The sequence below is a fragment of the Thermodesulfatator atlanticus DSM 21156 genome, from assembly GCF_000421585.1.
GTDB lineage: Bacteria > Desulfobacterota > Thermodesulfobacteria > Thermodesulfobacteriales > Thermodesulfatatoraceae > Thermodesulfatator > Thermodesulfatator atlanticus.
Window position 1 is genome coordinate 13,780 of record NZ_ATXH01000001.1, and the last position, 17,946, is coordinate 31,725.

18 protein-coding genes are annotated in these 17,946 nt (G+C 45.2%); 9 read left to right on the forward strand and 9 right to left on the reverse strand.

The genetic code is table 11. The annotated features are described in order from the left end of the window. Position 1 precedes the first annotated feature (1 nt). Together H528_RS0100110 and H528_RS0100115 are read right to left on the reverse strand one after the other, a co-directional pair. Positions 2–796, reverse strand: a complete 795-nt coding sequence (locus H528_RS0100110; protein ID WP_022852318.1) for a 4Fe-4S dicluster domain-containing protein — start codon at positions 794–796, stop codon at positions 2–4. Continuing rightward, positions 796–1,518 carry an ATP-binding protein gene (locus H528_RS0100115; RefSeq protein WP_022852319.1) on the reverse strand — a complete coding sequence of 241 codons (723 nt, stop codon included), beginning with the start codon at positions 1,516–1,518 and terminating at the stop codon, positions 796–798. Before H528_RS0100115 ends, H528_RS0100110 begins: the two co-directional genes overlap by 1 nt. A gap of 252 nt (positions 1,519–1,770) precedes the next feature. Here H528_RS0100115 and H528_RS11940 point away from each other — a divergent pair, with 252 nt between their 5' ends. Both H528_RS11940 and H528_RS0100130 read left to right on the forward strand, forming a co-directional pair. Next, on the forward strand, positions 1,771–3,270 hold the full coding sequence (locus tag H528_RS11940; RefSeq protein WP_022852321.1) for a methyl-accepting chemotaxis protein: 1,500 nt from the start codon (positions 1,771–1,773) through the stop codon (positions 3,268–3,270). Between the two features lie 94 nt (positions 3,271–3,364). Next, positions 3,365–3,841: a hypothetical protein gene (locus H528_RS0100130; RefSeq protein ID WP_022852322.1), complete on the forward strand. Its 477-nt coding sequence runs from the start codon at positions 3,365–3,367 to the stop codon at positions 3,839–3,841. Between the two features lie 23 nt (positions 3,842–3,864). Here the strand turns inward: H528_RS0100130 and thiC are convergent, their stop codons facing one another. Then, a complete protein-coding gene (gene thiC, locus H528_RS0100135; protein WP_022852323.1) occupies positions 3,865–5,169 on the reverse strand; it encodes a phosphomethylpyrimidine synthase ThiC in 1,305 nt (434 codons plus the stop codon). A 1-nt stretch (position 5,170) separates the two neighbouring features. Beyond that, positions 5,171–6,253, reverse strand: a complete 1,083-nt coding sequence (locus H528_RS0100140; RefSeq protein WP_022852324.1) for a 3-isopropylmalate dehydrogenase — start codon at positions 6,251–6,253, stop codon at positions 5,171–5,173. An 85-nt stretch (positions 6,254–6,338) separates the two neighbouring features. Here H528_RS0100140 and H528_RS0100145 point away from each other — a divergent pair, with 85 nt between their 5' ends. From H528_RS0100145 to H528_RS0100155, 3 genes are all read left to right on the forward strand, one after another. After that, positions 6,339–6,911: an HD domain-containing protein gene (locus tag H528_RS0100145; protein ID WP_022852325.1), complete on the forward strand. Its 573-nt coding sequence runs from the start codon at positions 6,339–6,341 to the stop codon at positions 6,909–6,911. After that, on the forward strand, positions 6,898–7,866 hold the full coding sequence (locus H528_RS0100150; RefSeq protein WP_084677607.1) for a (Fe-S)-binding protein: 969 nt from the start codon (positions 6,898–6,900) through the stop codon (positions 7,864–7,866). Before H528_RS0100145 ends, H528_RS0100150 begins: the two co-directional genes overlap by 14 nt. Before the next feature lie 323 nt (positions 7,867–8,189). Further along, the gene (locus H528_RS0100155; RefSeq protein ID WP_022852327.1) at positions 8,190–8,777 is read left to right on the forward strand and encodes a hypothetical protein; all 588 of its coding nucleotides are present in this window, start codon (positions 8,190–8,192) and stop codon (positions 8,775–8,777) included. Between the two features lie 7 nt (positions 8,778–8,784). Here H528_RS0100155 and H528_RS0100160 read toward each other — a convergent pair whose 3' ends face one another. The 5 genes from H528_RS0100160 to H528_RS0100180 all read right to left on the reverse strand — a co-directional run bounded on the left by H528_RS0100160 (position 8,785) and on the right by H528_RS0100180 (position 15,898). Then, positions 8,785–12,066 (reverse strand): LAGLIDADG family homing endonuclease, encoded by a 3,282-nt coding sequence (locus H528_RS0100160; RefSeq protein WP_022852328.1) that lies wholly within the window; start codon positions 12,064–12,066, stop codon positions 8,785–8,787. Positions 12,067–12,119: 53 nt separating this feature from the next. Beyond that, positions 12,120–14,048 carry a selenocysteine-specific translation elongation factor gene (selB, locus tag H528_RS0100165; protein ID WP_022852329.1) on the reverse strand — a complete coding sequence of 643 codons (1,929 nt, stop codon included), beginning with the start codon at positions 14,046–14,048 and terminating at the stop codon, positions 12,120–12,122. A gap of 9 nt (positions 14,049–14,057) precedes the next feature. Continuing rightward, on the reverse strand, positions 14,058–14,600 hold the full coding sequence (locus tag H528_RS0100170; RefSeq protein ID WP_022852330.1) for an archaemetzincin: 543 nt from the start codon (positions 14,598–14,600) through the stop codon (positions 14,058–14,060). 66 nt (positions 14,601–14,666) lie between these two features. After that, a complete protein-coding gene (locus H528_RS0100175; RefSeq protein WP_022852331.1) occupies positions 14,667–15,203 on the reverse strand; it encodes an SAM-dependent methyltransferase in 537 nt (178 codons plus the stop codon). Then, entirely contained in the window at positions 15,200–15,898 is a 699-nt protein-coding gene (locus tag H528_RS0100180; protein ID WP_022852332.1) for a segregation and condensation protein A, read from the reverse strand. Before H528_RS0100180 ends, H528_RS0100175 begins: the two co-directional genes overlap by 4 nt. On the opposite strand from H528_RS0100180, the gene H528_RS14410 reads away from it, so the two are divergent. From H528_RS14410 to H528_RS0100200, 4 genes are all read left to right on the forward strand, one after another. After that, the gene (locus H528_RS14410; RefSeq protein WP_022852333.1) at positions 15,897–16,064 is read left to right on the forward strand and encodes a hypothetical protein; all 168 of its coding nucleotides are present in this window, start codon (positions 15,897–15,899) and stop codon (positions 16,062–16,064) included. The two genes, H528_RS0100180 and H528_RS14410, sit on opposite strands and share 2 nt — an antisense overlap. Positions 16,065–16,189: 125 nt before the next feature. Further along, positions 16,190–16,615, forward strand: a complete 426-nt coding sequence (tsaA, locus tag H528_RS0100190) for a tRNA (N6-threonylcarbamoyladenosine(37)-N6)-methyltransferase TrmO (RefSeq protein ID WP_022852334.1) — start codon at positions 16,190–16,192, stop codon at positions 16,613–16,615. Between the two features lie 3 nt (positions 16,616–16,618). After that, positions 16,619–17,083, forward strand: a complete 465-nt coding sequence (locus H528_RS0100195) for a 23S rRNA (pseudouridine(1915)-N(3))-methyltransferase RlmH (RefSeq protein WP_022852335.1) — start codon at positions 16,619–16,621, stop codon at positions 17,081–17,083. After that, the gene (locus tag H528_RS0100200; RefSeq protein WP_022852336.1) at positions 17,080–17,934 is read left to right on the forward strand and encodes a glycosyltransferase family 2 protein; all 855 of its coding nucleotides are present in this window, start codon (positions 17,080–17,082) and stop codon (positions 17,932–17,934) included. The genes H528_RS0100195 and H528_RS0100200 overlap by 4 nt, the downstream gene beginning before the upstream one ends. The last annotated feature ends 12 nt before the right edge of the window (positions 17,935–17,946 follow it).

A 17,946-nucleotide genomic window follows, 5' to 3' on the forward strand; every position in this document is an offset into this window, starting at 1 on the left:
TTTAATTCCGTAACTCCTTTTTGGTTTGTTCCCAGCCAAGGCGTTCAATAATGGCGCCCAGACGTTCTCCTGCTTCACAATATTTTTTGTAAAAAGCTAACGTTTTTTTGAAAATTTCTAGGACTTCCTTGCCATTTGCGAAAGGTACCAGTTCTTTGGCTAACCGAGGATGGCGACCCAATTTTCCCCCAACAAGAACCTTATATCCTGTTTGAAAAATATTGATAGTACCCGTTTCACAAACCTTGGCACATGCTCCACAATGAAGGCAATTTTCTTCTTTTATCCGGGGGCCATCTGTTGCTAAAAAAATAGCGTTTTCTTCACAAGCCGTTTCACATTCTCCGCATAAGGTACATGTTTCAGGATTAATTTCTATTTTGGCCTGGCCTATTAAGGCAAAATCTTTTATCTGTACCTGAGAACACGCGTTGGGACATTCTGCTAGAGACACCCTGAACTGATGGTGATGCTTCAAAGGGCCTTTTATTTTTCCTTTTATAAAGGAAGTCAATTTTTCTTCTTCAAGGATTTTTTCGAGCTCCTGTAGCAGGTTTTCTGATGAAGTCACCGCATTCGGGCATCCCGACCCTCCAAAGCAGCTTTCAACTGAAAAGCCGGTTTCAGTTTGGGCGGCTTTTTCACGAAGGGCCTCTCTTGCAGCAAGCATCGCTTCTTTGGTAACAATTTTTTCACCACGTGCCTTTACGAATTCTTCTACTTTACGCTTTACTTTTTTTCTCACAAAAAATGGCACTCTTTTCAGTAATGCTTGAGCATCTTTTTCCCATTCCATCAGGTCCATCTCTCCTCTGAAATTATTTTTCCGTCAAGAGAGACAACTATTACGTTAAAGGGTTCTTTTATGCCGGCAAGTTCTCTGGCTTTTTTGATGATCATGGTAAGCCCGCGACAACATGGTACCTCCATGATCGCAAGGGTTAAGTCTTTTATCTCGTTTTTGCGAAAAATCTCGGCAAAGCGGGCTACGTAATGGTCAACGTCGTCAAACTTGGGGCATCCAATCATAAGAACCTTGCCGGGAAGGAAGTCCCTGTGAAAGGCTGGATAACTGAAGCCCACACAATCAGCTGCCACAAGTAACGATGCATCTTTTAAAAAGGGGGCCTCTGGGGGAATAAGCTTAATTTGGATAGGCCAGTGAGAAAGTGCTGAAGGGACGCTTTCCTTTTCCGTAAAGAAATTTCCGCTTGGTTCAAGATTTTTTAGCATTTCTCCTGGGCAGCCGCAGGCAAGGTCGGGCTTTTCTTTGTGTTTGAGAAATTCTTCAACAGCTTTCTCATCAAAGGCTTCTGCTTCTCTTTCAACGATTTTGATAGCCCCTTTTGGGCAGGTGCCAAGACATGCTCCTAGTCCGTCGCAATATTTTTCTGCGATAAGTCTGGCCTTGCCGTTTATTATCTGAATAGCGCCCTCCGCACAGGATGGAACACACTTTCCACATCCATCACAAAGCTCTTCGTCTATTTCGATTATTTTGCGCATTATCCGAGGCATAGGAATCTCCTTTTTAAAGTTTTATTTAAGAGACCTTTGCAAAACATTTTCAAAGGTCCGGCCCAGCCACCGTTTTCATTTTTCCCTTCCGAAAAAAACAGGAACGGAGTCCAAGTATTTTGCGTTCTTAAAAGATATTAGGCTGGTCTTAATAAAAATTCTTTGATGCAAATCAAGTTCTTCACTTCTTAAGATTTTTCTTAAGGCGGTCGAAAAGATAGGCGAAGACACCAGAGACAAGGAGGGTATCCTATGAACCTTAGCACTATCAAAGGACGTATCCAAGCGATTATCGTGGTTATGTTCTTGCTAAGCATCTTAAATGCCGGGGTGGTTTTTTGGTCCCTTCATAAAAACGAAGGAGATGCCAGATACGTGAACTACGCTGGTAGAGAACGAATGTTGGTTCAAAAAATTACCAAAGAAGTCCTTTCGAAGGATTTTGAATCCGCAAGGCAGACAGCAGCCCTTTTTGACAGTAGCCTCAAGGCCTTGCGCTATGGAGATGAAGCTATGGGGCTAAAGCCGGTTAAAGACGAGGCTATTATCGAAAGCTGGGAAAAATTAAATACCGCCTGGCAAAAATTCAAAAAGGCCCTTGATGAGTACATGGCCACCCAAGATGAGACAAGCCTTAAGTATCTTCTTGATCACAACATACAGGTTCTAAAACTCGCTAATGATCTCACCAAGAAATTCGAAGAAAAGGCCGTGGCTGGTCTTCACCGTTTGCGTATCTATCAGGTCTTAATTTCAGCCTTTAGTATTTCTTTGCTACTTGCTATCTGGTGGATGGCAAAGACCAAGATCATAACCCCGGTGGAAAAGGCAGTTGCCCTTGTTTCAAGGATTGCCGAGGGTGATTTTACCGTTAGGTTTCCTAAGACCGGGAAAGACGAGATCAGCCAGCTCTTGCAGGCCCTTGAAGGTATGACCACAAGACTGAGAGAGACCCTTTCTGGTGTAGTGCAGTCTTCTGATAAAGTTTACCACGCTTCAGAAGAAATATTCCGTGCTGGTGACGAGGTAGCAGAAAAGGCCCGCCACTTGGCTCAGGAGGGTGAAGAGGTTAAGGCAGCCGAAGAAGCTATCAATAACAATATCAGGGCGGTTTCTGCTGCTTCAGAACAGATGGTAGAGGCCATTACCGAGATCTCCCGTAATACTTCTGAAGCTGCCCATATTGCCAATGATGCCGTGGTAAAAGCTCAGGAAACCAATGAAATAGTCAACAAACTTAGCATTTCCTCTGAAGAAATCGGCGAGGTGGTAAACCTTATCCAGAGCATTGCTGAGCAAACAAACTTGCTTGCCCTTAACGCCACGATAGAAGCCGCAAGGGCAGGGGAGGCAGGAAAGGGCTTTGCTGTGGTGGCAGGAGAAGTAAAAGAGCTATCCCGTCAGACCACCGAGGCCACTGAAAAAATTGCCAAAAAAATCCAGGCCATCCAGAATGATGCCCGGGCTTCGGTAAAAGCTATCGAAGAGATTACCGAAATCATTAGCCGTATTAACGACATTTCCAACATGATAGCAAGTGCTGTCGAAGAACAGACCGCCATGATGGGAGAGATAAGCCAGGCAGCCAGTATGTCTGCAGAAAGTGCGGATCAAATCAAGGAAAAAGTAGAAAAAATGTCAGTAGCCATCCAGGAAACCGCAGAAAAAGGAGAAAGAAGCCGCGAACTCTCGCAGGAGATGATAGAGCTTGCCGCACGCCTGAAAGAGCTTGCTTCAAAATTCAAAGTCTAATGCCAAAAGGGGCGGCCAAGCCGCCCTTTTTTGTTTCCCAAATTAGAATTTTCAAGTAATAATAAAAGAAAAGCCTTTTCTTGGAGATCTGAAAATGTCTTTTAAGGTACTTTTCTCGCTACTTGTTCTAATACTTTTGAGTACAAGTTTAAATCAAGCTTATGCAGAAGATTTTACCCAGGAAGACCGGGAAAGACTCGTCCGCATTGAAACCACCTTGCAAGTTTTTATGGAACAAATAGACAAGCGCTTCGAGCAAGTAGACAAGCGCTTTGAACAAATAGACAGGCGTTTCGATGATGTTAACAAAAGGATTGACGAGGTTAACAAAAGGCTAGATCTCCTTACCACTTTTCTCTGGATTCTGGCAGGTATCTTTACTACTCTTACGGCCACGGTCATTGGGTTTGCCTACTGGGATCGGCGTACCATCATCCGCAGGGCAAGAGAAGAAAGTCTTGACTACTTTGAAAGAGAAGGAAAGTTTGCCAGGCTCCTTGAGGCACTCAAAGAATTTGCCAAGGAAGACGAACGCCTGGCAAAAATTTTGCGCTCTCATGGCCTGCTATAACCAGGGGCGGCCAAGCCGCCCTTTTAATTTTCTTTTTCTCCTTTGATATAGTCTTTGAAAACTACTTCTGCCTGCTCTAAGGCGCAGAGGTCTCCGCACATAGAGCAACGCCTTTGTTTCACGGATTTTCGTTCTTCTACCAATTGTTTGGCGTCATCAGGGAAAAGCAGACTATCAAATACTTTGTTCCAATTAAGGTCTCGTCGATCTTTACTGGCCTGCATATCGCGCTTGTCTGCGACACCACGGCGCTTAACGATATCGCCTACATGGGCTGCCAGACGGGCCGCTTTAACACCCAAAACTACATCTTCTTCGTTGGGAAGTGATAGATGCTCTGCAGGTGTTACGTAACAAATCAAATCTGCACCGGCTTTGGCAGAAATGGCGGCTCCAATGGCAGCGGTAATATGGTCATACGGGGCGCCGATGTCGGATGGTAATGGTCCAAGCATGTAATATGGCGCACCACCAGACATCTTTTTGGCTAAGAGTACAGAGGCTTCAATTTCATCGAGAGGAACATGCCCTGGGCCTTCTACCATGACTTGGCAGCCAGCTTCGCGCGCCAGCTCGGCAAGCTCGCAGTTAATAAGAAGCTCTGCTATTTGGGCCCGGTCAAGGGAATCATGAATTGCGCCAGCCCTTAGCCCGTTTCCAAGGGAAAGTACCGTGTCGTATTTTTTGAGGATATTGATTAAACGATCAAATTGTTCATAAAGCGGATTTTCCCGTTTGTTTTTGGTCATCCATTGGGCCATAAGGCTTCCGCCTTTGGAAACCAGACCCCCAAATCGATATCCCTGTTTTTCAAGCCTCTCTAGGGTAAAAAGATTTATGCCACAATGAATGGCCATGAAGGCAATGCCGTCGGCACACTGCCTTTCTATGAGCTCAAAAAGATATTCAGGGTCGAGTTTGGCAGGATCTTGATAGTCACGAATGGTTTCACAGAAAGCCTGATAAAGGGGTACATTTCCCACTGGAAGTGAAACTGCATTGATAATTTCTCGCCTGATGGTGTCCATGTCACCGGCAGCAGAAAGTTCCATCAAAGTGTCTGCCCCAGCTTCCTCAGCAAGGCGTGCTTTTTTCATTTCAAATTCAAGGTCACATACCAGGCTTGAGGTCCCAATGGAAGCGTTAACTTTAGTCCGCAAAGGCCCGCCAATACCTACTACGCGTCCGCTTTGGCGGGCCTTAAGGATGATAACCTTCCCTGAGACTACCAGGTCTCTTATTTCTTCTGGGGCAAGACCTTCGGTTTTCGCCACATCTTTTATTGCTTGCGTTAATTGACCGGCCCTGGCTGCTTCAAGCTCAGTCATGCTAAAGCTCCACCCCTTCTTTGGTGTAATTGGCTACTAGGTCACCTACTTCGCTGGTGCTATAGCCCATTTTGCCTGCTGAAAGGCTCTTTAAGTGATCGCGACACACCTTGATAACCGCCTTTTCTATGGCCTGGGCAGCCTCTTCTTCACCAAGGTGCTCAAGCATCATCATCCCTGCACAAATAGCAGCCAGGGGATTGATAACGTTTTTACCGGTGTACTTGGGGGCTGAACCGCCAATGGGTTCAAACATGGAGACCCCTTCAGGGTTAATGTTTCCGCCGGCAGCAATACCCATGCCTCCCTGGATAATGGCACCTAAGTCTGTAATGATGTCACCGAACATGTTGTCAGTCACGATAACATCAAACCACTCGGGGTTTTTCACAAACCACATGCAGGTGGCATCTACATGGGCATAGGATGTCTTGATGTCAGGATAGTCCTTGGCTACTTCGTAAAAAGTCCTTTCCCAGAGGTTCCAGGCGTAGGTTAAGACGTTGGTCTTGCCAACCAGGGTGAGTTCTTTCTTTTTGTTGCGCTTTTGGCAATATTCAAAGGCATAGCGAATACAGCGTTCTACCCCAAAACGGGTGTTAATGGATTCCTGGATAGCTACTTCCTGGGGGGTTCCCTTGCGTAAAAAGCCACCACCGCCAGCATAAAGACCTTCGGTGTTCTCTCGTACCACGACAAAATCGATGTCTTCCGGGCCTTTGTCTTTGATGGGGGTCCAGACTCCAGGATAAAGCTTAACAGGCCGCAAGTTGATGTACTGGTCAAGTTCAAAACGGATACGCAAAAGGATTTCTTTTTCAAGGATACCCGGGGTTACGTCAGGATGACCAATGGCGCCAAGGTAAATGGCGTCATGCTTTTTCAGTTCTTCAATGCCGCCTTCGGGAATGGTTTCTCCGGTTTTTAAGTAACGTTCGCCTCCCCAATCAAAATAATTGTAATTAAGTTTAAAACCAAAGCGCTCAGAGGCTGCATCAAGGACTTTTACCCCTTCTCGGATTACCTCTGGCCCGGTGCCGTCACCGGGAATTACCGCGATCTTGTAATTTTTTGTTTCTGCCATATTTTCTCCTCCTGAGATTTACTCTTGCATCTGCTTTTTTTAGTAGCAGAATAATTTTTTTCAAGTAAGTCTTTGGGGAAGAAAAATGAAATGGCACAGGTTAGCAAAGCTTCTTTTTGAGGGTGCTATGCTCAAACGCCTTGAGCGTACAGGTTACGCTTATTTGGGTACGGGAAAGGAAAATATCGCTGCCCATTCCTTTGGAGTGGCTTTGGCCGCAGCTACCCTTGCTAAGATGGTCCCTGAGGCCGATGAGTTAAAACTTTTAAAAATGGCCATTTTGCATGATTTTCTTGAGGCCCGCACTGGGGACTTAAACTCTGTCAATAAACTTTACGATCAGGTCAATGAGGAAAAAGCGGCTCAGGATGCCTTTTCCGAGCTCCCCTGGGCAGAGGAGTGGCAGGAACTTCTTGAGGAATACCGCGAGGCGAAAACACTTGAAGCCAGGCTTGTTCATGATGCCGATCAGCTTGATCTCATGATAATGCTTAAAGAGCAACACGATCTAGGCAATCCTTACGCACGGCGCTGGCTGATCTATGCGAAAAGACGCCTTAGGACAGACATTGGCCGACGTCTGGCTGAGGCCATAACAGAAACAGACTGGGCCTCATGGTGGCTTGATCAGTTTGTCGCTAAAGATGAAACCAAGTGATCTCTGCGCGCGTTGCGGAAAATGCCTGTCTGTATGCCCGGTTTTTAGGGCCACTGGAAGAGAAACCTACTCTCCACGGGGGAGACTCATGGCCTTATCAGGGGAGGCCGAAAGTGCCTCTCTTTTGCTTACGTGTATTCTTTGCGGTGCATGTGAGAAGACCTGTCCTAACAAAGTTCCTCTTCTAGAGACTTTTGCCCGGGCTAAGTTAAAACATCCAATTTCCACAAAGTATGCCTTAGAACTTTATGACCTGCTCCGTCCTTTTGCTTCAAAAATCAGGTCTGCCAAAAAAGACCTGGCACACCTAAGCCAAGGAAAGGTTGCCCTTTTTCTTGGCTGCGGCGGAGAGTTTCTCTATCCAAACGCTATTAAACACTTTATCAAGATTTTTCCTGAAAAAGAGCTTATTTTTGTGCCACAGGATCAGACCTGCTGTGGACTTCCTTTTTTGGCGGCAGGTGATGAAAAGGCCTTTTTAAAAAGTGCCAGGCAAAACTTAAAAGCACTTTCTCTGGCGGAAAAAGTTACTACCCTTTGTGCCTCTTGCTTTTTCGTCTTAAACGAACTTTACCCGCGGCTGCTTGGCGACGAATACAAAGTCTTAGCCGCCAAAACTTGCGAAGGACATTCCTATCTCTTTTCTCATCGGGCATTTAAGTTTTCCGTGTCTCAAGAAGAAATCTTTTTCCAGGTGCCGTGTCACCTTAAGAATACAGAAGTTTATCCTTTTTGGCGGGAGCTGGGCTTAAGTTATTACGAAGGATGCTGCGGACAAGCAGGAGCCTTTGGTTATCTTTTTCCAGGTTATGCCAGAGAAATAAACCGCAAACTATTCAAAGAGGCTTTTTTAACTGGTCCGCGCTTTTTGGCCGCAGCCTGTACCTCTTGCTTGCTGGCTTTGAAAAAGACTTTTCCAGAATATCCGGTAAAAATGCTGGTTGAATTTTGCTAAACTGTGATAAGCTATTTTCGGTCTGTCTGATTACTAGGAGCACAAAAAAGATGACATTTTGAACATGGTCATTGCGAGCGGTCCCCATTTCTTGTCATTTGCGAGCGAACACAGTGAGCGAAGCAATCTCGAAAGCGAAGGGACGGGACCTAGCGAGCGTGCAAGTCGCCTCGCGAAGATACTTTGTTGGATAAAATGTACTTCTAATAATATTTTTCGGAAGGAAAGATGGGAACGGATACCTGGCGAATGAGCCTGCAACACTGATCTCGGCAATCTTGCGTGGTCTCTTTAAGCTATCAATAAAAAGAGGAGGTTTAGGTATGAAACGTTTATTAGTGGTTGCTTTTCTTTTTTCTTTGGTGTTGGTGTCGGTGGGCTTTGCCGGAAATCTTGGTCTTTTTATCAGTGATAAGAACATTTACGCCTATGGTGAACAGGAAGTCTATACCTATTCCGGGACACCTTTAAACGCAGGGTTAGGTTTCTTCTATACCGACGATGATGGAAATTCTTGGCTTCTCAATCCCTATCTTGTAGCAACTGACCTTTACCAGCAAAAACCTCTTAACTTAGGGGTAGGATTTCAGGCAATTTTAGGAGAAGTTGAGCCCCACAATGTAGGTTACGATATCTTTGCTTTGGGCTTCCTCTTTACAGGTTCCTTTGATTTCACCAAAACCGCATCAAAATGGCCGGTTTATTTTGAAAGTAGACTTTTTTATGCCCCAGATATTTTGAGCTTTGCTGATGGCGAAAGTATCCTTTCCCTTGATATTGGTGCTTATTATAACGTAACCACTACTGCCTCTGTGGGGCTTTGCTTCAAAATAATGGACGTAAATATCGACAAACCTGACACTTCCTGGGATGAAAGTGCCCTGATGGTAGGAGCTAAAATCAGATTTTAAGCCCGATTTAGTCGCATTTTGAAAAGCCGCAACTGCGGCAAAAAAGACACCCTGATTCCATTTCAAGGGGGCCCCCGCAATCAGGGCAGGCCCCAAGAGAGGGCCTCTCTTCGGGCTTAATTTCAATGTTTAAAGCCTCTGCTAACACCTTGGCCACGGCATCAGGGCAAGAAAGAATGGCTTTCCCGTCTTCCCAGGCAGGGGAGGGGCACCTGATGCCAGCCAGTTGTTTGATTATGGCCTGAGGAGCTACTCCTGAGCGCAGGCAAAGAGAAATCAGCCTGCTGGTAGCTTCTATCTGACAGGCCGCACAGCCTCCGGCCTTGCCCATAGTGGCAAATACTTCACAAAGCCCCTTTTCATCCCAGTTAACCGTTACGTAAAGGTTTCCACAGCCCGTGCGTATTTTGCGGGTAAAGCCGTGGGTGATTTTGGGACGTGGCCTCGGAACAGTCCCTTCGCGGCGTAAAAGATTAAGTACCTGTGTGGGCCTTGAGCCGTAACGGTAAACCGTGACCCCTTTAAGCTTTAGCTTATGGGCCAAAAGATAGACCTTGCGCACGTCTTCTTTGGTAGCGTTCTCAGGGAAATTTATGGTCTTTGAGACCGCATTGTGCACGTGGCGTTGAAAGGCTGCTTGAATACGCAGGTGTTCCTCAGGGGTTATGTCAAAGGCCGTTACAAAAAGCTCTCTTATGTTTTTGGGGATTTCCTCTAAGTGTTTAATGCTTCCGGTCTTAAGGGCTTTTTCGGTGATTTCGGTAATTTTTTCTAGGGAAAAGCCGACTTCTTTGAGCGCTTTTTCAAAAAGGGGATGTACTTCCCGAAGCTCCGTGCCATCAAGTACCCGGCGCACGTATGCCACGGCAAAAAGAGGCTCTATTCCTGAAGAGCATCCGGCAATTATAGAGATAGACCCGGTGGGGGCTATGGTTGTGGTGGTGGCATTGCGCATGCATGGTGTCTTGGGACTATCCCATATGCTTCCCCGGTAGGCAGGGAAATTTCCGCGCATCTTGGCAAGTAAAGAACTTGCTGAAACAGACTCACGATTTATAAAACCCATTACCTCTTCGGCAACTTCCACGGCTTTTCGGGAATTGTAAGGGATACCCAGCTTGATGAGCATGTCTGCAAAGCCCATTACGCCAAGGCCTATTTTGCGGGTTTTTTTGGTCTGGGCTTCGATTTGAGGAAGAGGAAAACGATTCACGTCGATTACGTTATCAAGAAAGTGTACTGCCAGGTGGACGGTTTCTCGCAAACGCTCGTAGTCTATTTTTTTGTTTTTTACAAAATGTGAAAGATTAATAGAGCCGAGGTTACAACTTTCGTAAGGAAGAAGGGGCTGTTCCCCGCAGTTATGAACAATAAATCCGTTTGCATCAAAGGCATTTACCCCAGGTACTGCACAATCATAAACAGGCTCTGGCGGTAAAATTTTAATGTCGGTGACTTTGACAACAAATCTCTCTTTGTTCAGCTTTCTTTGATAGTTTTGGATAGCTTCCTTTAACTTTTGGCTTTTCTTTTTATGAGAAAATCCTATTTTTTCGTAAAAAGTTAAAATATTTTCTCTGGAAATAATCAGTTCGTGTTGTGTTTTTGTCCAATATAGAGAATAGCTACCTTTCCCATTAGGCAATTTTTTTCGTTGTTTGGAACGTCTGTTTTGATAAATGCGTGAAAAGATTCCCAGCCTTAGAAGCATTCTTTGAACGCGTTTCAGATTATTAAGACTACTTTGGGCCAAACGGATACTTATGCCTTTCTGATGACTTCCTTGTACGGATCCGTCAGCGTCAAAAAGTCCTCTCAGAAATCCCCGGTAAAAATCACTGGAACATTTTTCGATTGAAGCTGTTATTTGTTTTTGGCCAGGAGTTATGCCATATCTTTTTGCAAGAGACTTGATATAGGCAAGTGAAAGCCGGCATTCCCGGCGTTTAGAAAGAAAGATCCAGCCGCAAAAATCTCTACGATGTGGAAGAGAATAAGCAGCGGCTAAGGCTCCATAGTAAATTCCTTCATCAAAGGAGCCCTTTTCTTCAAAAAGCGAAAGAGTTGCCTTGTCTTTTTTTATCGTACCGTCACCTATCAGTAACCCCAACAAGTAACCTTCTTCAAAGTTGCCTTCTCCTGGCCAGTAAGTATTTTGACGGTGGTCGTTTAGTACGAGTAGATCGCCTATTCTAATTTCTCGAGCAAGGGTCCAATAAGTTTCTAAGCGGCAACGGGTCCTGGTACGAACTTTTAATAAAGGATGATTTTCGGTGACTTTAAGTTGAAACCCTTCTTTGGTGCAGATTTCATAGACTATTTTATTGCCGGTATAGAAAAAGCCGTAAGGGGCCCAAAAATCTTTTCCGTTAATTCTTGCCTGAAAAGAGACCTTGATAAGGTCTTTGACTTGTTTTGGCCCCTCAGCAGTCATTATCCAGGTGTCTTTTGTTACGCAGGGGTTGGTGGCCTCGATCATCCCTAGATTAGGGGTAGGATTTTTTTCGTTTATGTAATCAATAAAAATGACACCAGGGTCTCCGGTAAGCCAGGCGTTTTCCACCAAAAGATCAAAAAGCTTGCGGGCAGAAACACGGCGCACTACTTCTCCGTTTCTAGGGTTTATCAGGGCAAAGTCCTTGCCTGCAGCATAAGCCTGCATGAATTTTTCCGTAATAGCCACTGAGATATTGAAGTTAGTGAGCTTGGTGATGTCTCTTTTGATGGTGATAAATTCTTCGATATCTGGATGATCAATGCGAAGGATTCCCATGTTGGCCCCGCGTCTTGTGCCTCCCTGTTTTATGGCCTCGGTGGCAGCGTCATAGACCTGCATAAAAGAGACTGGTCCACTTGAGACTCCGTGGGTGGTGCGCACGATGTCTCCCTTTGGCCTTAATCGGGAAAAAGAAAATCCCGTGCCTCCGCCGGATTTGTGGATTAGCGCCGTGTGTTTAAGGGTTTCAAAGATGGATTCAAGGGAGTCTTCAATAGGCAAAACAAAACAGGCAGAAAGCTGACCAAGCTCGCGCCCAGCATTCATGAGGGTAGGGGAGTTTGGCAAAAAATCAAGGCTAGCCATGAGTTGGTAGAATTTTTCTTCTAGTTCTTCGAGGTTGGCGTTTTTGTCATAAAGAAGCTCAGCAGATGCCACCGCGCGGGCAACCCGGCGAAACATGTCTTCCGGGGTTTCTACAGGATTTCCTGCCTTGTCGCGCAAAAGATATCTTTTGGCCAGTACGATGAGGGCGTTTTCAGTAAGAGGAAGTTTTGTTTCTGGAAGCTTCATCTCTTGCCTCTTTTTTATTGAGGCTATCACAGGAAAAAAATTTCTGGCAAGATTTAAGTTTCTTTGCGGCGGAGTACGCGTTTGTCTCCCAGGCGAATAGTGACTTTTTCTCTGTCAAGGTATTCAAGGAGCGGAATCATGTATTTGCGGCTTGAGCCGTCAACGAGTTTACGGAAATCGCCCACTGCCATTTCTTTGTTCTTGGTGAGGAATGAAACTACACGTTTTTTGACTTCTTCAATTACATCATGGTGAAAAACCAGTTCATCACGAAGCTTAACGAGCTTTCCTTCCTGGAGAAGCAAGGAAAAGATTTCTTGTACAAGAGCGGGGTTTTCTTTGAACCTGGCAAGGATTTCGTCTTTATCAGGGGGAGTAAACCCTGCCTTGCGAAAGGCGTCTTCGATTTTTCTTTTAAGGGCTTCCTGTTCCTCGGCAAGGACGATTTTATGCTCTTTTAAGCGGATTATCTCTTTTTCCTGGACTATTTTGCCCTTTGCAATTAGCTCTTCAAGCATCTTTTCGTAAACACGCACTTCAAGCCCTGAGGGCAAACGTTGTTTGAGTTCTTCTTTTGTTAGGCCGGGTTTTAAGGGGAATTTTTCGTGAAATTTACGCAGGCGGTTTAGAATTTCTTGTTTGATTTCGTCGTATATTTCACGCGCCATGAAAAGACGTTTTGCTTCGGTTCGAATCTCTTTAATCTTGCCGTGTTCTTTGAGCTTTTTAAGGATTTCTTCAAGATCTTCCCCAAAAATAGAAACTCTTAGGGCAATTTCTTCAAAAGGAAGCCCCATCTCTTCGGCAATACGAAGGTGATAAAGAATGACGTCTTCGGTGGTTCCATCGCGCAAAAGCTTTAGTTCCTCTAGCTGGTGGCGTTGGGAGCGTTTGCGCCTGAAGGCCACGGGGTTAAGGACTACACCACCTCCAATGGTTATCATAGGTGAGTAGCTTCTGATGACAAAGTGGTCCCCTCGCCAGCAGACTACCGGTTCTTCCAGGCGCAATTGGGCCAGGGCCTCGCTTCCTGGTTCTATTTTGTCCGTGCCAAATAGAAAGACCCGTCCCAGGACCTCGCTTGTGCCGATATGGAAGCGTACCCTGGTATTGTGTTGAAGGGGCTTTGGGGCGCTTGAAAGATACTTGAGGGCTACGTCCACGATAAGGCTAGGTCTTAAGGCCCCTTTGTGGGCTACTACGTCGCCGCGTTCTAAGTCTTCTTTGGTAACTCCATGCAGATTCAAGGCGGTGCGCTGACCAGCCTCTGCCTGGTCACGGTCTTCGCCGTGGACCTGGATACGGCGCACTTTGGCATCTAGTTCTTTGGGATAGATTTTTACTTCGTCTCCTATTTTTACCTTTCCAGAAAGAGAGGTTCCGGTGACCACGGTGCCAAATCCCTTTACCGTAAAAACACGGTCTATTGCCAGGCGGAAGGGGCCTTTTGCCGGACGATCAGGTACCTGTTTAACAACTTTATCAAGGAGAGAAATGAGCTCTTCCAGGCCTTCTCCCGTGGTCGCTGAGACAGCAATCATGGGTGCATCTTCAAGGAAGGTTCCTTTTAGGGCCTCGGCAATGTCTTCTTTGATGAGCTCGAGCCACTCTTCGTCAACCAGGTCTTTTTTGGTGATAACTACGATTCCGGTCTTGACGCCAAGGAGTTCACATATTTCAAGGTGTTCTTTGGTTTGTGGCATAACACCTTCGTCTGCTGCTATCACCAGGGCCACGAGATCGACACCACTTGCTCCTGCTACCATGTTTTTTACAAAGCGCTCATGCCCTGGGACATCAACAATGCCAAGGCGCACTCCGCTTGGCAGGGTGAGATGGGCAAAGCCGAGTTCTATCGTGATTCCGCGTTCTTTTTCTTCTTTTAGACGGTCTGTATCAATGCCGGTTAAGGCCTTTACTAAGGTAGTTTTTCCGTGGTCAATATGTCCTGCGGTGCCAAGAATAACACGCTTTTCCGCCATAATTTCCCTCTAAATATTTCTTCCGAGTAATAAATTAATCCTTCGCCAGCACTCTGGACAAAATTTAGCAGGTTTTACGTCAACTTCCATGACGCTATTGGAATAATGCATTACGCAGGGGGCTTCGCAGTGGTCAAGGCCAATGGCATGGCCAAGTTCGTGAAGCGCTTCTTTTTGAACCCTTTCGTATAAGAGCCTGTCGTTAGGGGGTAAGTGATAAAAGGCATTATCAAGCCGCCGATAAGAGAGAAGGGCCGTGCCCTGTTTTAAGATTGAAATGCCAAAGACAAAATTTAAATCCCAGGCGTAAAGATCCACTTCACAAATACCGAGCTTAAGGCGCGAGCGGGTTTCGATATTTTGCTGGAACCAGGTAACCAGGTCGTCTGCTTTGAATTGTCCTCGTTCTTTATCAAAAAATTCCTGAGGAAGAGGGGCAGGTTCTTCAAAATAAACTTCTAGATTCAAATTCTCGTAAATACCACCTGCTATCGCGTCAATTACATCCTGACGCACGGTACCAAGGGGCACAAGGGATACCGCTTTAAACATCTCTTCCTCCTTGCCAAGGATGTCTAGAAAGAGTTAGCACAATGGCCACAAAGCACAAGATCATGTTCAGATGCGGTAAAAATAGATGGGGTCCTCTACTCTTAAAACTAAATAGGGAGAAAAACCCGGTAAAGGGAAATTGGCACTGATTATGATAGTGCCAGGCCTTGCTTCTTTTTTGATTTTAGGAGCAAGATCAAGCAAAAGATCCGGAAAAAGATAACAAAAGATTAAGTCATATTGAGAGAGATCACAGTTAAAGAAGTTTTTGCGATGAATTTTTACCGGGGTGCGGGTGAGGTAATTTAGCGTTTTTGCCAAAAGGTAAGCAAAGGGGTTTATTTCATATCCCTCGCCGATGACGCCGAATCTTTTATAAACTGCCCGCAAAAATCTTCCGTCCCCACAGCCAAGGTCGACAATTCTCTTCTCAGGGGAAAGCTCAAGGTGTTCGCAAATGGCCTTTATCTTCTTGCGCGAAGTGCCTACAAAAAGAGCGCCTTTTGTGCGACGTAGCACAGAAATAGTCCCTACGGCATAACAAAGCTTTAAAAAAGCAAGGGGCAAAAATAAGGCCAAGATAGCGTATAAAATGATCTTCATCTTTTTATGATCTCTACTTCTGCCAAAGGCTTTTGCTGAATAAGCCTTAGTTTTTCTCTTAGGGCAAGCTCAAGAAGTGCCAGAAAATAAGTTATGGCCTCTTCACGGCTCTTAGCCCGTTTAAAAAGATCTCGCAGATAAATGCGCTTTTTTTCAGAAAGGAGTTCTTCTATTTCTGCCATTTTTTCCTGGATTAAAAAGCGAGCCCTTGAAACCTCAAGAGGAGAGGGGGGCTTTCTTCCTAGGACTTCCTTTAACGCAGCAAGCAAGTCAAAAATAGAAACAGATATTTCTTCTGGCCGTGGCATATCGTACGGAGGTGCAACAAACACATCCCTGCCAAGAAGAGGCCTTTCCCAGAGTTTTTCTGCGGCTTTTTGGTAACGGTCAAGTTCTAGGAGTGGTTCGACAATCTCGCGCCGCGGGTCTTCTTCAAGTGATGTTTCTTCGGTTTCTTCCTCATCAGGGAGAAGCATTTTGCTTTTGATATAAAGAAGGGTAGCGGCCATGTAGAGGTATTCCCCTGCAATCTCAAGATCAAGGGCCTTCATCATCTCAAGATAGGCAAGGTATTGCTCGGTGATAAGGGAAATGGGAAGGTCAAAGATGTTAAGCTTGTTTTTGCGCACCAGGTGCAATAAAAGGTCAAGGGGGCCTTCGAAAACAGGAATTTTGACGATATACTCTCTGGTCATGAAGATCGAAGTTTTTTATCTCCCAAAATGCCGTAGTTGGCAAGGCATAATCTCCTTTTTAGAAAAGGCCAAGACTGAGCTTGGCCTTGACGCAGAAATAATTACCCGAGAAATCAAAGACAGCAAAGAGGCGCAGAAAATAGCTAAAACCTGTTCCTGGTTATGAATGAATCTTATTACTGTGAGTATTTTTTAATAGACAATGATCTCAGGGATCCGTTCCTATTTTTCGAAGCGAAAAATGGGAACGGATCCAGTAACGTCGGGCGATTAAAGCCCCCTAATTAAAAAATGGCTGAAGAGATTCCTTTAAAAAAGATTTGCTTTGAACCTATTGGCTTTGTGCACACCGAGGCCAAAGAAGTGCCGCGCTTTTACACGATTTCGCAGGTAAAAGGCCGCCTTGAAATTTTCCCAGAATACAAGCTCGGGTTAAAAGACATTAAGCCAGGAGACAGAATCTGGGTTCTTTTCCACTTTCACAAAAGCCCGCCTTTTGAAGAGCGCTATCTGATCCAAGAGCCCCCTCATCGTCCAGGAGAAAAGCGCGGGGTCTTCAGCACATGTTCTCCTGTTCGTCCGAATCCCATTGGGCTTTCGGCCTTAAAAGTGCTTTCTGTAAAGGAAAATATTATCGAGGTAGAAGGCCTAGATATCCTTGATGGCACCCCTATTCTTGACATAAAGCCCTATAAAACTGCAGAGGAAGATAAATAGCCCATGCGCTGGCCGGCAAAAGTGCGCGTAATTACGCCGGGAAAGATAAAGTTTTCTTTTATCCGGGAAGGTGTAGCATATTACGAAAAGCGTCTTAAAAATTATCTTTCGTTTGCTCTTGAAGAAAAAAAAGTCCCCAAAACTTCTCTTTCGACCCTAAAACAAAAAGAAGGAGAAGTTTTGCTTAAGGCCACCGGGAATGCCTTTATTGTTGCACTTGATGAAAGGGGAAAAATTTTTACTTCGCAAGAGTTTGCAAGGAAGCTAGAGAGTTTGCTTAATAGAGAAAGAGAAGTGGCATTTGTTTTGGGCGGAGCCTATGGGCTTTCAGAGGAGGTCCTTAAGCGGGCGGATTTAAAACTTTCTCTTTCCCTAATGACTTTTGGCCATGAAATAGCACTTCTTGTTTTTTGTGAGCAACTATACCGAGCACTTGCTATTCTTTCTGGTGAACCATACCACAAATGAAACCCCTGGTTTCAGTGATTATTCCTACGCATAACAGGGCCTCTTTTCTAAAAGAAGCGCTTGACTCTGTTTTTGCCCAGACTTTTCGAGATTTTGAAGTCATCGTGGTAGATGACGGCTCAAGTGATTACACGGTCAAATTAGTGGCCAATTATCCGATACGCTTTGTTAAGCGAGCCCAAAGGCGCGGGGTTTCTTCGGCAAGAAATGCAGGAATTCGCCGGGCGCGCGGAAAATTCTTGGCTTTTCTTGACAGCGATGACCTCTGGCTTCCCAAAAAACTTGAAATGCAGGTTTTGTTTTTTAAGAAACACCCTGAGGCGGTGGCTGTTCAGACTGAAGAAATCTGGATACGCAGGGGCAGGCGGGTAAATCCCCGCAGGCGTCACCAAAAACCCTCTGGCTTTTTCTTTGACAGGGCCCTTGAGCTCTGTCTGATAAGCCCGTCGGGAATAATGCTTAAAAGGGACGTGCTTTATGAGATAGGACTTTTTGACGAGAGTTTTCCTGTATGTGAAGATTATGAACTCTGGTTAAGGCTTCTAGCACGCTATCCGGTCTTTCTGATAAAAACCCCCTTGGTGGTAAAAAGGGGAGGCCATGAAGATCAGCTTTCCCGCACCCCAGGCCTTGATTATTATCGTTTAAAGGCCCTTTTTAAGATTTATCCTGAGCCATATTTGACGCCAGCTATGAGACTTTTGATAATTAGAGAAGCCAGCCAAAAAGCCGCTGTTTATCTAAAAGGGGCTAAAAAACGTGGAAAAATTCTCAAGATAAAAGAGATAGACGAAAAACTTAGAAAAATAAAACTATTTCCTGGACTTCCCTGTTTTAGAGCTTTAAAGTAAGCAAGATTTTCC

Bases quoted from the DNA above. Each gene is read 5' to 3' on its own strand.
- H528_RS0100110 (WP_022852318.1), bottom strand. From the start codon at position 796: ATGGAATGGGAAAAAGATGCTCAAGCATTACTGAAAAGAGTGCCATTT.
- H528_RS0100115 (WP_022852319.1), bottom strand. From the start codon at position 1,518: ATGCCTCGGATAATGCGCAAAATAATCGAAATAGACGAAGAGCTTTGT.
- H528_RS11940 (WP_022852321.1), top strand. From the start codon at position 1,771: ATGAACCTTAGCACTATCAAAGGACGTATCCAAGCGATTATCGTGGTT.
- H528_RS0100130 (WP_022852322.1), top strand. From the start codon at position 3,365: ATGTCTTTTAAGGTACTTTTCTCGCTACTTGTTCTAATACTTTTGAGT.
- thiC (WP_022852323.1), bottom strand. From the start codon at position 5,169: ATGACTGAGCTTGAAGCAGCCAGGGCCGGTCAATTAACGCAAGCAATA.
- H528_RS0100140 (WP_022852324.1), bottom strand. From the start codon at position 6,253: ATGGCAGAAACAAAAAATTACAAGATCGCGGTAATTCCCGGTGACGGC.
- H528_RS0100145 (WP_022852325.1), top strand. From the start codon at position 6,339: ATGAAATGGCACAGGTTAGCAAAGCTTCTTTTTGAGGGTGCTATGCTC.
- H528_RS0100150 (WP_084677607.1), top strand. From the start codon at position 6,898: ATGAAACCAAGTGATCTCTGCGCGCGTTGCGGAAAATGCCTGTCTGTA.
- H528_RS0100155 (WP_022852327.1), top strand. From the start codon at position 8,190: ATGAAACGTTTATTAGTGGTTGCTTTTCTTTTTTCTTTGGTGTTGGTG.
- H528_RS0100160 (WP_022852328.1), bottom strand. From the start codon at position 12,066: ATGAAGCTTCCAGAAACAAAACTTCCTCTTACTGAAAACGCCCTCATC.
- selB (WP_022852329.1), bottom strand. From the start codon at position 14,048: ATGGCGGAAAAGCGTGTTATTCTTGGCACCGCAGGACATATTGACCAC.
- H528_RS0100170 (WP_022852330.1), bottom strand. From the start codon at position 14,600: ATGTTTAAAGCGGTATCCCTTGTGCCCCTTGGTACCGTGCGTCAGGAT.
- H528_RS0100175 (WP_022852331.1), bottom strand. From the start codon at position 15,203: ATGAAGATCATTTTATACGCTATCTTGGCCTTATTTTTGCCCCTTGCT.
- H528_RS14410 (WP_022852333.1), top strand. From the start codon at position 15,897: ATGAAGATCGAAGTTTTTTATCTCCCAAAATGCCGTAGTTGGCAAGGC.
- H528_RS0100180 (WP_022852332.1), bottom strand. From the start codon at position 15,898: ATGACCAGAGAGTATATCGTCAAAATTCCTGTTTTCGAAGGCCCCCTT.
- tsaA (WP_022852334.1), top strand. From the start codon at position 16,190: ATGGCTGAAGAGATTCCTTTAAAAAAGATTTGCTTTGAACCTATTGGC.
- H528_RS0100195 (WP_022852335.1), top strand. From the start codon at position 16,619: ATGCGCTGGCCGGCAAAAGTGCGCGTAATTACGCCGGGAAAGATAAAG.
- H528_RS0100200 (WP_022852336.1), top strand. From the start codon at position 17,080: ATGAAACCCCTGGTTTCAGTGATTATTCCTACGCATAACAGGGCCTCT.